Annotated in this window: 14 protein-coding genes; 3 read left to right on the plus strand and 11 right to left on the minus strand. The window is 66.9% G+C overall.

Features of this window, described 5'->3' with window-relative positions; all coding sequences use genetic code 11:
- Positions 1-129: 129 nt before the first annotated feature.
- Complete coding sequence (locus tag ACTXPP_RS06955) at positions 130-1,434, minus strand: oxygenase MpaB family protein (RefSeq protein ID WP_301493957.1); 1,305 nt, start codon at positions 1,432-1,434, stop codon at positions 130-132.
- Between the two features lie 323 nt (positions 1,435-1,757).
- On the opposite strand from ACTXPP_RS06955, the gene ACTXPP_RS06960 reads away from it, so the two are divergent.
- A complete protein-coding gene (locus ACTXPP_RS06960) occupies positions 1,758-2,396 on the plus strand; it encodes a DedA family protein (RefSeq protein ID WP_301493959.1) in 639 nt (212 codons plus the stop codon).
- On the opposite strand, the gene ACTXPP_RS06965 is transcribed toward ACTXPP_RS06960, so the two are convergent.
- On the minus strand, positions 2,393-3,535 hold the full coding sequence (locus ACTXPP_RS06965; RefSeq protein WP_301493961.1) for a YihY/virulence factor BrkB family protein: 1,143 nt from the start codon (positions 3,533-3,535) through the stop codon (positions 2,393-2,395). The genes ACTXPP_RS06960 and ACTXPP_RS06965 overlap by 4 nt on opposite strands.
- 99 nt (positions 3,536-3,634) lie before the next feature.
- Complete coding sequence (locus ACTXPP_RS06970) at positions 3,635-4,963, minus strand: YeeE/YedE thiosulfate transporter family protein (RefSeq protein WP_443341476.1); 1,329 nt, start codon at positions 4,961-4,963, stop codon at positions 3,635-3,637.
- A 266-nt stretch (positions 4,964-5,229) separates the two neighbouring features.
- On the opposite strand from ACTXPP_RS06970, the gene ACTXPP_RS06975 reads away from it, so the two are divergent.
- A complete protein-coding gene (locus ACTXPP_RS06975) occupies positions 5,230-6,831 on the plus strand; it encodes an alpha/beta fold hydrolase (protein WP_443341479.1) in 1,602 nt (533 codons plus the stop codon).
- A gap of 6 nt (positions 6,832-6,837) precedes the next feature.
- Here the strand turns inward: ACTXPP_RS06975 and ACTXPP_RS06980 are convergent, their stop codons facing one another.
- Positions 6,838-7,257: a hypothetical protein gene (locus tag ACTXPP_RS06980; RefSeq protein ID WP_301524563.1), complete on the minus strand. Its 420-nt coding sequence runs from the start codon at positions 7,255-7,257 to the stop codon at positions 6,838-6,840.
- Positions 7,258-7,296: 39 nt separating this feature from the next.
- The gene (locus ACTXPP_RS06985) at positions 7,297-7,575 is read right to left on the minus strand and encodes a hypothetical protein (RefSeq protein WP_301493969.1); all 279 of its coding nucleotides are present in this window, start codon (positions 7,573-7,575) and stop codon (positions 7,297-7,299) included.
- A gap of 141 nt (positions 7,576-7,716) precedes the next feature.
- On the opposite strand from ACTXPP_RS06985, the gene ACTXPP_RS06990 reads away from it, so the two are divergent.
- A complete protein-coding gene (locus ACTXPP_RS06990) occupies positions 7,717-8,307 on the plus strand; it encodes a TetR/AcrR family transcriptional regulator (RefSeq protein WP_301493971.1) in 591 nt (196 codons plus the stop codon).
- Here the strand turns inward: ACTXPP_RS06990 and budA are convergent.
- The 6 genes from budA to ACTXPP_RS07020 form a co-directional block, all read right to left on the minus strand.
- Positions 8,304-9,056 (minus strand): acetolactate decarboxylase, encoded by a 753-nt coding sequence (gene budA / locus ACTXPP_RS06995; RefSeq protein WP_443341482.1) that lies wholly within the window; start codon positions 9,054-9,056, stop codon positions 8,304-8,306. The two genes, ACTXPP_RS06990 and budA, sit on opposite strands and share 4 nt — an antisense overlap.
- On the minus strand, positions 9,053-10,201 hold the full coding sequence (locus ACTXPP_RS07000; protein WP_443341484.1) for a glycerate kinase: 1,149 nt from the start codon (positions 10,199-10,201) through the stop codon (positions 9,053-9,055). Before ACTXPP_RS07000 ends, budA begins: the two co-directional genes overlap by 4 nt.
- 9 nt (positions 10,202-10,210) lie before the next feature.
- Positions 10,211-10,696: an LbetaH domain-containing protein gene (locus ACTXPP_RS07005; RefSeq protein ID WP_443341486.1), complete on the minus strand. Its 486-nt coding sequence runs from the start codon at positions 10,694-10,696 to the stop codon at positions 10,211-10,213.
- A gap of 71 nt (positions 10,697-10,767) precedes the next feature.
- Positions 10,768-10,935 (minus strand): hypothetical protein, encoded by a 168-nt coding sequence (locus ACTXPP_RS07010; RefSeq protein ID WP_301493978.1) that lies wholly within the window; start codon positions 10,933-10,935, stop codon positions 10,768-10,770.
- A gap of 68 nt (positions 10,936-11,003) precedes the next feature.
- Positions 11,004-11,366, minus strand: coding sequence for a DoxX family protein (locus ACTXPP_RS07015; RefSeq protein ID WP_443341487.1), 363 nt, complete (start codon positions 11,364-11,366; stop codon positions 11,004-11,006).
- Between the two features lie 167 nt (positions 11,367-11,533).
- Positions 11,534-13,372, minus strand: a complete 1,839-nt coding sequence (locus tag ACTXPP_RS07020) for a phosphoenolpyruvate carboxykinase (GTP) (RefSeq protein ID WP_443341488.1) — start codon at positions 13,370-13,372, stop codon at positions 11,534-11,536.
- Between the last annotated feature and the right edge of the window lie 39 nt (positions 13,373-13,411).

Consider the following 13,411-nt stretch of genomic DNA (forward strand, 5'->3'; position numbering starts at 1 on the left):
ATCGAGAATCCCGTGAACGTCTCCGCTCAACGGGACCTCGATCGAGAGTGGTTGTTGTTGTTCCTGCCGGTCCAGGTAGCCACCGGATCACGTAACCACTGGAGACCGGTGGCAGCGCCTGGCGGTGACCTAGCCGGTCACGCGGAGCTCGGCCATGGACTCCTCGGCTGCCTTGATGGTCTTCTCCGTCGCGGCCTGGTCGTCGGCGTCGGCGAACTCGAGGATCTGGTCGGTGTGGTTGTGGTCGTAGGACTTCTGCCCCACGCCCTCATACCGCTTTTTCAGCAGCTCCTCGCGCTGCTCCAGCGGGGTCAGCGGGTTGCCGAACTTCCGGCGGGCAACCTCGGGGGTGTAGACCCGGGGAGTCTTCGCCGGGGTATTCAGCAGCAGCGGCTCCATGTACCGGACCGCACGCGGGCAGATGCGCTTGAGCAGCCAGAGGAAGAGCTTCGGGTTGCTGTCCAGCACCTTGTAGATCGGACGCCAGAAGGCGATGGAAAGAGAGTCCGTCAGCTTCGACTGCTTCACGCCGAGCATCGGACGCATCCACCGCGGGTAGGTGGCGATGATGCTCCAGCGCAGGAGGGGGCGGCCGGCCCGGGTGAACCACTTCGGCAGGTCCGGCTCGATGGTCACGAAGCCGTCGAGGATGTGATCGGCGTTGCGGATCGCCGCCTCGGAGGCGGAGAGCTTCTCACGCCAGTCGTCGAAGAACTTCTGGACCTCACCACGGGTCTTCGGCAGATCCTCCTGGCGGATCGGCTGGAACGACGCGGAGATCGCCATCTGCGTCCAGTACTCGTTCTCCTCGTCGCGGGAGAGCTTGCCGGGGCCGAACTTCTCGTAGCAGTACAGCATCGAGTGCCAGGCGGTGACGTGGATCCACACCTGGGAGTCCGGGTTGTTCGCCTCGAAGTTGTTTCCGGTCACCGGGTTCACTCCGTAGGAGCGGTCGTGGACCTTCATGAGGATGTCGGACATCCGCGTCATGGTCTGGGCGTCCGCGGTAAGGACGGCGGAGAAGTACTCCATCGTCCGGTCGTAGCGCACCGGGGTGCGCTTGTAGACCTGGCCGGAGGCGTCGACGGCGGCGACGAGATCGGGGTCGAGGTGCTCGAGGGTCACCGCGCGGGCGAATGCCTGGAGGGCGAAGACGGGGTGGCTCCAGACCTTCCAGGCGATGGAGCCGGGGCCGAAGAAGCCCTCGTCCTCGCGCTCCACGTGGAAGTAGCTGTCGCCACGCCGGTCGGCCTTTGCGTTGCGACTGTTCTTCCGGTCCTTCTTCATCTGCTTCCTGCTGGACGTCGCAGTCGCTGCAGTCGCTGCAGGTGTTGCAGTCGTCTCGGACGCGGCCTCCGTGGCCACGTCTGCCGTCGGAGCATCGCGCAGTGCTGCGTCGAGCTCACTGGTCTCGCCGCTGAAAGGGCAGCTCATGGTTGTCCTCCTTGGGTTCATTCCAGGTGAGTGCACCACTGCTCGGCGTCTTCGTCCTCATTCCTGGAATGTTCGCTACGGAAAACTCTAACGCAGTTATGACGGTTCCGAACCCAAATATGGAAAATTTTGCGATGTGGGTCATAGTTACCCCCATCAGTGACAGCTGTCGCAGTTGTCGCCGCCATGGTTCGGGCACAGCGAACTACCAGATCGGGGCCCTATCCTGGGGTTGTCATGTTCGGCTCCGTCGACATGCCGACCCCGAGCGCCCGTACGCCACCCATCCCCCACCAGCCCGCTATCCCTGGAGCCCGCACCTCATGTTCGATACCCTCGCCGACTGGGCCGTCACCCTGATGGACACTTTCGGAGGTGTCGGCGTGGGTCTGGCGATCCTGTTGGAGACCGTCTTCCCGCCGATCCCGAGCGAACTCGTGCTGCCCATGGCCGGGTTCGCCTCGACCCAGGGGGAGCTCAACGTGTGGGCGGCGATCGCCGGAGCCACCACCGGGTCGATGGTCGGTGCCTGGCTGCTGTACTGGCTCGGCGTGGTCATCGGTGCCGAGCGGTTACGGTCCATCGCCGACCGGATCTGGCTCACCGACGCCGCCGACGTCGACAAGGCCCTGACCTGGTTCTCCCGCTTCGGTGAGATCTCGATCCTCATCGGACGCCTCATCCCGGGTGTACGCAGTCTCATCTCCATCCCCGCCGGCATCCACGGCATGGGTGTGGTGAAGTTCTCCGCGCTCACGCTGCTCGGTTCCGGGGTGTGGAACGGTGTGCTGATCTGGCTGGGAGTGCTGCTCGGGGAGAACTGGACGGTGGTGTCGGACACCATGGACCGCTATTCGACGGTGGCCTACATGCTGCTGGTCCTCGCCGTCGTCGCCTGCGTGTTCTACCTGGTGCGACGGGACCGCAAGCGCAAGCAGAAAGTCGCGAACGGCGGGGGCTAGTCGCGGGAGGTCGCGACAGTACCGGATGGCGCGACGGTACCTGTCGGTGCGTCCGACGTCTCCGTCGCTTCCGGCGCGGCCGGCATGTCCGGCGACTCCAGTACGACCACCTCTTCCGTCTCGTCCAGCTCACTCGCGGCGACGCGCACCTCGCGGGCGCGCTCCACATCACGGGCCAACTGGTCCTCCAGCTTGTCGCTGGCGGTGGTGGCACGCGCCTCCAACTGCAGGCTCTCCTCTGCCGGCAGCCCGGATCGAAGCTGGCGGGTGCGCTCGATCTCGCAGTCGAGCACCGCCCCGGCCAGCAGCAGGATGTTGACGATGTACCCCCACAGCATCGCGATGATCACGCTGGCCAGCGCCCCGTAGGTTGCGTTGTAGTTGCCGAAGTTGGCGACGTAGAAGAAGAACACCGCCGAGGACACGATGATGCCGATGATCGCCAGCATCGCGCCGGAACTGAACCAGCTCATACCGTGCGGGCGGATGTTCGGCGTCGCCCGGTACAGCAGTCCGACCAGCAGGACGATCACCACGAAGATCACGATCCAGCGGACCACATCCCACACCTGCAGCGTGGCGGAGGCGAGCCCGATTAGTCCCCCCAGCCATTCGGCGACCGGGGTGGACAAGCTGAAGGCGATCACCCCGAGGGCCAGGAGCAGCAGCAGGAACACCGTCAGCAAGTACATCTGGACGTTCTTCATGATGACCCCGCGACCTTCCTCCACCCCGTAGATCGCGTTCATCGCGCGACTGAAGGTGCGCACGTACCCCGACGCCGTCCACAGTGTGACCACCAGGCCGACACCAAGTCCCACCCCGGCGGAGGGGACGGAAAGCACCGACTCCGCCAGCGGCCCGACGGTGTCCCAGGCATCGTCCGGGGTGACCTCCTGAATCTCCTCGAGCATGCTGGTCACCGCCTCCTCGCTGGCGCCCAGCATGCTGACGATCGCCACCAGCGCCACGACGGCAGGGACGATCGACAGCAGTGCGCGGTAGGTGAGACTCGCGGCGAAGTCCATGACCCCGTTGGAGGTGAAACTCCGGATGGCGCGGCCCGGGATGTAGCGCCAGGACGGCGGCAGCTTCTCGGTCTGCTCGTCGGGGTCCTCGGCCGTCGTCGGGGAAGTCATGTGCTCAACCTACACAGTGAGTGCCCATGTCAGCAGGCTGGACGCGCCCGTGCCGTGCGGCAAAGGCTTCCACAGGGGCTGCTACGGGGACTGCGCCGCCTACGTCCCGCGCTTGACGGAGATGATCCAGCCCGCGTCGCCGGTGGCCTCGAACTGGGTGACTTCGTGGCCGTCGGTGGCCGCCCAGCGGGGCAGCGCATCGGTGGCCTGGGTGCAGTCGAACTCGATGACGAGCTCGTCGCCGATGTCGATGCGCTTGATCGCGTCCTTCGCCTCGATCAGCGGGAACGGGCACACCGCGCCGAGGGTGTCCATCATCCAGCGCCCGTCGCCGGGGCTGGTCAGGCCGCCGTTGTCCGCACCGGACGCGCCGGACGCGCCGAGGGTTGCCGTGTTCAGCACCGGGGTGGTCATCGTCAGGACGCCGGACGCTGCATTGGTTGCGGTGGTGGCCGGAGCCTGGGGCGCCGCGGCGGTGTCCGTGGCAGCGTCCACGTCGGCATCCGGCGTGGCCGGTGCGTCCGGTGCGTCCTGCGGGTTGTAGGGCTGGTCGGGCTTCAGCCAGATCTTCGCCGCCAGGCCGACGCCCAGGGCGATGGCCAGCAGGGCGATCCAGCCCTGGTAGCTGAACAGGGAGGTCTGCACCATGCCGTTGCCGACGGTGCAGCCGCCGGCCCACACGGCACCGACGCCCATCAGCACGCCGCCGCCGATAGAGCGCACGGCCTGGCGTCCGTCCGGGACGCGCACGCGGAACTCGCCGGAGGCCTTCGCCGCGATGTAGGAACCGACGAGGATGCCGAGCACACCGACGATGGCACCGGTGACGTAGAAGTGCCACGGCTTCTCGGTCAGCAGGTGCGCCAGGCCGGTCTTCTTCGGGGCCAGCGTCGCCGGGGTGGGGATCGCGCGGTCGCGCAGGACGAAGTGGCGGACCATCACCACGGTGAGTGCCACGATGCCCACGACGAAGAACCAGGGGCTGATCCCGAGGGCCTCCGGGACGGTGGTCGCGCTGACGGTCACCCCGCCCAGCCAGTCGTTCATGCCGGACAGCGGGCCGTAGTTCATCGCCGCGGCCGACAACGCGTACATGGCCAGGGCGATCCAGGAGCCGACCAGGCCCTCACCCGAGCGGTACCAGGTGCCGGAGGCGCAACCGCCGGCCAGGACGATGCCGAGGCCGAAGAGCAGGCCACCGACGATGACGGCCAGCGGGGCGAAGTCGTTGACCTCCGGGCTGATCACGCCGGTGCTGGTCAGGGCAGCGAGTCCGACGGCGTGGACGGCGATGACCACGAGTAGGGCGGTGAAGCCGCGCCAGGTCTTGAGGGTGAAGATGTCGCGCAGGAAGCCGGTGACGCAGAATCGGCCGCGCTGCATGACGAAGCCGAGGACTGCACCGAGCGCGAGTCCGGTGATGAGCATGGGACCTCCTGAAGGAACGTGGCGACGACGATCGCCATAGACTGATCGGTCTGTTCTTTGTATGCGAGTGGCCCGTTACCCGCTGCAGCCACTCCCCACAAGAGGCCGGACAAGGGGCCGGAGGTCCTCCCCGCCTATCGTGGCCGACGTGACCTCGGCCCCGTCGCGTCCCGTCGAGTGATCGCATCGGCCATGAGGTAGATTCGGAAGGCGAACATCATTCGACGTTTTCTGGAGTTTCTGTGCCCTCGCGTTGCCGCATGCCCATGAAGTCCATGCCCGCCCTGATCGCCGCCGCCGCGGTGGCGTCCACCGGGCTGGTCGCCCCAGCCGTCGCCGGCACCGCCGGCCCCGCCGCAGCGTCCGACATCACCTGGGAGGACTGCCCCGCGCAGGTCACCGTCGACCGTGCCGAGTGCGGACGCATCGACGTCCCGATGTACCACGCCGAGCCGGACGGCGAGCAGATCTCCGTCGGCTTCGTCCGCGTCGCAGCGTCCAACCCGGACGCGACGCGCGGCACCGTCTTCGGCAACCCCGGCGGCCCCGGCGGGGACGCCTACGAGTTCTTCGGCTACGACGGCGAGTACGGCATGCAGTGGCCGGACGAGCTGTCCTCCGAGTGGGACATGGTCGCCGTCCAGCCCCGTGGCCTGCCCGGATCCACCCCGGTGGACTGCGAGCACGAGCCTGCCGGCTGGGACCCGGTGCGGATGCAGACCCAGTACGGCGCATTCCTCCAGGACGCCTGCGAGGTCGGAACGCCCGGCTACACCGACTCCCTCAACACCTGGGAGACCGCCAACGACTGGGAGGATGTCCGCGCTGCGCTGGGCGAAGAGCAGATCTCCATCCTGGGGCTGAGCTACGGCACCCAGCTGGGATCCACCTACGCCTCCCTGTTCCCGGAAAGCACCGACAAGCTGGTGCTCGACTCCGGCTACGACACCGACCGTGCCTGGGCAGGTCTGCTGGATGACCAGACCGGTGGTTACACCGGCGCGCTGCACGACTTCCTGACCTGGACCGCCGAGCGGGACGACGAGTACGGCCTGGGTGAGACCCCGCTGGAGGTGTACCAGTCCTGGTCGGCGAAGATCGTCGCCGAGTCAGGCACCAACCCGACCGCAGTGCCGCCGCCGGCGGAGATCGGTGACCTGCCCGCGGGCCTGCAGTGGGGCGGCCAGCCTGCTGCGGACGTGCTCACCGCGATCGGCCACCCGCAGGCGCAGATCGAGAACGTCTTCCGGATGATAGCCAAGCCCGGCTCCAACCAGTCGACCTCGGAGACCCTGAACCTGACCCGCACACTGCTGCCGCAGCCGAACTACTGGGGTGACCTGGCCGGCGTCATCAACGGCACCGGATCAGCCCCCGGCGCCGAAGCCGCAGGCACCGGCGAAGACATGAGCCAGGACATGTCGGATGCCGAGTCCACGATGTTCACCTATGTCGCGATGCAGTCGCTGGTGATCTGCGGTGAGAACCAGGTCGCGCCCGACTACAGTCGTATCCCGGGCGCGATCTGGAGCAGCATGGTCACCGGCGACATGTTCTCCACCCCCGGCGACATGGCTGCCTCCGGCATGAGCTGCAGTGGCCGGGAACCGGACGCCCCGTGGACCGACATCTCCGGCGACCAGCTGGAAACCACCCCGCTGCAGATCCAGGGTACCGGCGACCCACAGACCGTCTACCGCACGCACCGGCCGATGGCCGAGGCGATGGGTAGCCACGTGATCTCCATCGACGGCCCCGGCCACGGCCAGTTCGGCATGGGCAATGAGGTGCTGGACGCCGCGGTCATCGACTACCTGCGCACCGGATCCACCGACGTGACCTCCGCGCCGGCGCGTCCGACGGAGTAGGCAACCTCAGGCCTTCCCCTCCGCCACCAGCCGGAGCAGGTTACGGGTCTCCACGGCGAAATGCTGCGCGTGCTCCTCGACATAGATGGGTGGGCAGGCGGCCGGGTACCAGACGCGGAGATCGACCTCCACACCGTCCTCCGTGTCCTTGAACTGCTGGAGCACGTAGGTGAACGGGGTCCCGTCATCCAGCGGACCCTGACCTGCACGGCTGATGTCGAAGGAGTCATCGATGTGCTCGGCGACGAAAGCCGGAGGGGTCTCGATCGGCTCGATCCTCGTCAACGTGGGCAGGCCACCCATCGTCTCCACGACACCGGCGCCGGGCAGCACCATGTAGTGCTCGGGATGGGTGGGGAATCCGGTCTCGAAGACCATTCGGCGACGCTCCTCGTCGTCGGCACCTGCGCCGCCGACCATGGCCATAGTTCCACTGACGAGTTCCGGGATGTGAACCCCGGTGGCCTACACCTGGACGTGACACTCGGTGAACTCTCCGTCGGAGGCGTCGGCATACTCATGGCCCCGCCGGTCCGCTTCCGCCATCTGCTCGGCCAGCAGGTCCTGCATTGCCTGACCGTAGAGGAGCTGCCGAAGGTTCGTCATGCCTCGACGGGCCGCCTCCAGTTCCCAGGAGTCGATGCGGGCGTCGTCCGCGGCGCCGAACATCGTCTGCATCTCGACGGTGACGTTGCGCTCACCAGCGCCAACCTCTGTGGTGTCGTGTCCGGTGGTGTCGGTCATGGTGTTTCCTTCCCTGTTGCCGGTGCCGCTCGCGCCGTTCTATCGGCGCAAGCCCCAGACCCTATTAGATACTCTGAAGTGTCTTAAATTGCAGGACGGTACACGTGATGCGAAGATACGCAAGGGTACCTAGGAGGTAATATGGCGTCACGTAGACGCGGTAAGGAACTCGAGGACGCGATCCTCCAGGCGGCATGGTCACTCTTCACGAGGGACGGCTTCACCGCGGTCACAATGCAACAGGTCGCGGCGGATGCGGGCACGAGCAAACCGGTGCTCTACCGACGGTGGCCCGACCGAAACGCCTTACTGAAGGACGCCATCGCCTTCGGCCTCCACGCTCTGTCCCCCGCAACCCCCAACACCGGCTCCGTGCGCGGCGACCTGGTCGCCTTCATGACGGACATCAACAGAACACTCGTCGACATCACCACTGCCATCAGCATCCACCTCGCGGCCCGCTTTGACGAGACCGGTGCCACCCCGTCCGATGTGCAACCGGGGATGCCGGACGAGATCCTGCGCCCGCTTCACGAACTCCTCGACAGGGCGGTTGACCGTGGTGAGATCGACCGAACTCGGCTCACACCACGACTCATCTCCCTGCCCCTGGATCTCATGCGCGTCGAGATCGTGACGACGATGCGCCCCCTATCCCCGGAGAGCATCGCGGAGATCGTCGACACGGTGTTCCTCCCGCTGGTGACCAGCAGCCCCGTAAAGCCCCTTTAGTCGCCCTTGACCTCGGTGACGTGGAGTTCCTCGTCGAGGTCCTCCGGGTCGAGGTTCGCGTCCGAGAACGCCGAGGTCAGCGGGAGTCGCAGGTCGAGGTCCGTGCCGGGGCACAGTTCGATCTTGCCCTCGGCCAGGGTGAAGTCCAGGACGTGTCCGCCCTGCGTCCGGTCGTCGTCGATGAAGTGGACGTGACAGCCGGGCACCGAGATCCCCTTCTCGAAGATCGGGGTACGGAAGCCCGCGATCACCCCGGAGACGTCGGTGAAGTTCTGCTCGGCATCGTCGCCCACTGCCTCGGTCATCCGCGGGTACGGCTTCTGCTGACGCACCACGGTGCGGGTGGTGACCTTGCTGAACCGCCCGGTGATGCGCACGGCGTACATGTAGTTCGCCGAGGGGGTCATCTCGTCGATGAAGTTCGACAGGTCGGCCCGGCGGATGTTCTCCGGTGCCCGCCGGCGGATCCTCGGCACGAAGTTGGTCGCCACGGCATACGGACTGCGGGCACTCAGCCTGGCACGGGTGGCGGTGCCGTCGTGGCGCAGCTGGTAACAGACCCCGCCGACGATGACCATCTCACCGTCGAGGGCGTCGAAGGTGCCGAGACCGAAGTTGCCCTTGCCGAGCAACTCGCCGACGCTCATCTCGCCGTCGTAGATGCCGTCGAGCAGGGCGGTCATCAGGGAGTTCTGGAAGATCGTGTGCCGGGTCACGGGCAGATCGTTGGACGTTGTGTTGTCGCTCATAGCCCCAGCGTAGCGTTACCGAGGTCCTCCCCGATGTCCGTGCCGTTACGTTCCAGTAGCGGTAGGGGGTTCCGGATACAAGACGCCACGTCCGGCTCGATGTCGGTGAGACTGTAGACCTTCTCGAACAGGTCCGCCCCGTCGGCCTCTGCAAGCAGGCTCTGCCCGCAGACCGCCGCGACCGGCACCCCGGCCGCACGAGCCCGTTCGGCGACGCCGGCAGGGGCCTTCCCGCTGAGGGTCTGGGTGTCCAGGCGTCCTTCGCCGGTGATCACCAGGTCGGCGTCCTGCAGAAGTTCGGTGAAGCCGGTCTTCTCCAGGACCAGGTCCACCCCGGTGCGCAGATCAGCGCCGAGCAGGGCAATCCCCATGAAGCCCAGGCCACCGGCGGCTCCTGCCCCCGACTGTGTCGCGGCGTCCTGCTCACCTGTCGCTTCCCCGACAACCTCGGCGAAACTGGTGACAGCCGCGTCTACGACGGGAACAACCTCCGGGGTCAGCCCCTTCTGCGGGCCGAAGACCGCGGCCGCGCCCTCGCGGCCACACAGGGGGTTACGGACGTCGGACGCCAGGACGACCCGCAGGTCAGCGACCCGGGGATCCAGGCCGCTGACGTCGGCGGAGGCGATGCGCGCCATGTCGCCGACCCCGCCAACGGAGCGTCCTGCCTCATCGCGGAACACCACCCCGAGCGCGGCGGCCATCCCCATCCCGGCGTCGGTCGTCGCGCTGCCGCCGAGGGTGAGGATGACCTGCCGGAGACCCCGGCCCATCGCATCGACGAGCGCATCGCCGACACCCCAGGAGCCGGCCTGCACCGCATCCGCCACCGCCGGGGTCTCACCATGAGCCGCCACCATGTCCAGTCCACAGATCCGGGCGACCTCGATCACCGCGGTCCGCTCCCCCGGGTGCAGGCAGTAGTCGGTCTCGACCGGCCGACCGTCGGAACCCCGGACAGTGACGGTCACCCGCCGGTAGCCGAGCTGGTCGAAGACCTCGAGAGTGCCGTCCCCACCGTCGGCCAACGGGGAGGTCAGGACGCGGTGACCGGCCGCGGACAACCCTCCCGCCAGGGCCGCATTGACCTCGGCGGAGGTCGCGGATCCCTTGAACTTGTCGCAGCAGACGAGAACAGTAGCCATGACTACAGGTTATCGATAACGACAAGGCCGCCCAGGCCTACGGCGATGAAGCCGGTGTCGGCCATGGAGTGCGCGAGAGTGGGCATCCCCCGCGATGACCACCGGTGCGGGTTCCAGACCCGCCCGGCGCGCCGGATCCATCGCATGGTTCAGCGTGGCGATGACGGTGTTGTGACCGATGAGCGCACCGTCGCCAATCATGAGGCCGCCCTGGTCCTGGAACCGGCAGCCGGCGTTGATGAAGACGTTCTTCCCGAACCGGATACTGCGTCCGAAATCGCTGGTGAACGACGGGAACAGGCCGACGGTGGCATCCACCTCGTAGCCGACCAGTTCACTGAGCAGGGTGCGGACGCCAGCCTCGTCGTGGTAGGTCCCGTTGAGTTCCGTGGTGAGGACGCCCCGGTGACCTGGTCGGCATCGCCCTCCCCGACGGGTCCGGCGTGTCGGACGGCCTGGACGCCGATCCAGATCAGGAACAGGACTCCACCCCACTTGAACAGCTGGAACAGCAGGTCCCACCGTTCCAGCAACGGGCCCGGTCCCACGGCGACAAGGACTCCGGCTCAGTAGCAGCCGACCGCGTTGCCGACCGCGGTGAACAGTGCGATGTCCCGACCGTGGCTCAGTGCCCGGCCGACGACGAAGAGGACCGAGGGGCCCGGGACGGCGATGATCACCACACTGGCCACGACCAGTGCGCCGAGTTGGGAAAGATCGAGAAGCTCAGTCACGGCTGGCGATGTTACCTGGCACGACCTCCCGGCCCACCTTCACCGGTGAGCCGCCGGGGCTGACCGTCCTAGCCCTTGTCGCCGAGCTGTTTGACCAGCGTGACGACTGCCAGGGCGTCGAGTGCAGCGGCCGCGCCGTAGACCTTGGGTCCGTCGCCGGCACGAAGGTGCTCGATGACGGCACCGGTCAGCGCGGCAATCACACCGACGTTCGCGGCGATTCCGATGGCCCGGGACTTCGCACCGGCCAGGAGCCCCACACCGCCGGCGACCTCTGCGGTGCCGATGGCCTGGTACGCCTCCGGGGAGTATCCGAGATGCTCGGCGGATTCGAGCATGGCGTCCTGCTTGGTGACCTTCGCCGTCCCGGCGCCGAGCATGGAGAGGGCCAGGGTGGTTCGAAGGATGCCGGTGGTTTTACTGGTTGCCATCGTTCGTGTCGCTTTCGTCGGTGGTGATTCGGTGACCTTGTCGCCCGACGTTACCCCGGTGACGGAAAAGTCCCCACCACCCGGCACACACTGTCAGGGGTGACGGTGTGCGCCGGACGGCGGGGACGATCCCTGGGGCGCAGCCTCCAGGGGGCTCGGCGTGAGTGCTACGCCTCGGCCTTCTCCGCGGCCACGGCAGCCTCGACGCGCTCCTTCAGCGCGGCGAACTGGTCGTGGATCTCCTGCGGCACCTTCGGGCCGAGGAAGGTCAGGTACTCGTCATTGTCGCCCATGTCGTTGGCCCACTGCTCGGCCGGGGCGGACAGTGCCTCGCGGATGTCAGCCTCCGGCTCGGTGACGCCGTCGAGGTCCAGATCCTCGTAACGGGCGGTGTGGCCGACAACGGTCTCCTCGGCACCGACCTGACCCTCGATACGCTCGACGATCCACTTCAGCACGCGGCTGTTCTCGCCGAAGCCCGGCCACAGGAAGCGGCCGTCCTCACCACGGCGGAACCAGTTGACCAGGAAGACGGCCGGCATCTTGTCGCCGCCCTTCTTGCCCATCTCGATCCAGTGGTTGAGGTACTCACCGGCGTTGTAGCCGATGAAGGGCAGCATCGCCATCGGGTCGTGGCGCAGGGCACCGACGACACCCTCCTGGGCGGCGGTCTGACCGGAGGCCAGCAGGGAGCCGACCATGGTGGCGTGGTTCCAGTCGTAGGTCTCGGTGACCAGCGGGACGGTGTCGGCACGGCGTCCACCGAAGAGGATCGCGTCGACCTTCACACCCTTCCAGTCGTCGAACTCCGGGGCCGCGACCGGGCACTGGGCGATCGGCACACAGTAGCGGGAGTTCGGGTGCGCGGCCTTCTCGCTGGAGTCCGGGGTCCAGTCGTTGCCCTTCCAGTCGATGAGGTGCTCGGGGGCATCCCCCATGCCCTCCCACCAGACATCGTTGTCGTCAGTGAGCGCGACGTTGGTGAACAGGGTGTTGCCGGCCTCCATGGTCTCCATGGCGATCGGGTTGGAGCCGTAGCTGGTGCCCGGGGCGACACCGAAGAAGCCGTTCTCCGGGTTCACGGCGTAGAGGTGGCCGTCCTCACCGAACTTCAGCCAGGCGATGTCGTCGCCGACGACCTCGGCCTTCCAGCCCGGAATGGTCGGGGTGATCATCGCCAGGTTGGTCTTGCCGCAGGCGGACGGGAAGGCACCGAGGATGTGGTAGGCCTTGCCCTCCGGGCTGGTCAGCTTGAGGATCAGCATGTGCTCGGCGAGCCAGCCCTCCTCCTTGGCCATGACCGAGGCGATACGCAGCGCGAAGCACTTCTTGGCCAGGATGGCGTTGCCGCCGTAGCCGGAACCGAAGGACCAGATCTCCTTGGTGTCGGGGAACTGGGTGATGTACTTGGTGTCGTTGCACGGCCAGGCGACGTCCTCCCCGCCGGGCTCCAGCGGGGCACCGACGGAGTGCAGGCAGCGGACGAACTCGCCGGTCTCGTCGATCTTCGCCAGGGCCTCGGCACCCATGCGGGTCATGACACCCATGGAGAGCACCACGTAGGCGGAGTCGGTGAGCTGCACGCCGAGCTTGGGCTGCGGGTCGGAGATCGGACCCATGCAGAACGGCACGACGTACATGGTGCGGCCCTTCATCGAACCGCGGTACTGCTCGGTCATCTCCTCCTTCATCGCCGCCGGCGGGGCCCAGTTGTTCGTCGGGCCGGCGCCCTCCTGGTCCTCGGAGCAGATGAAGGTACGGGACTCCACGCGGGCGACATCCGCCGGGTTGGAGCGGGCGAGGAAGCTGTTCGGACGCTTCTCCTCGTTGAGCTTGATGATCGTGCCAGCCTCGACGAGCTCACCGGTCAGTCGGTCCCACTCGTCGCGGGAACCGTCCACGAAGACAACGCTCTCCGGCTGAAAAAGCTCCACGGCCTCAGCGATCCACGTGAGCAGTTCCTGGTTCTGGGTGGGTGGCTGGCCGACGAGCCCGGGGATGGTCATGAAGTCTCCTGATGGGTGGGTCAAAATGTAGGTTGCGTA

This window comes from Candidatus Corynebacterium faecigallinarum (assembly GCF_052264515.1).
Lineage (GTDB): Bacteria > Actinomycetota > Actinomycetes > Mycobacteriales > Mycobacteriaceae > Corynebacterium > Corynebacterium faecigallinarum.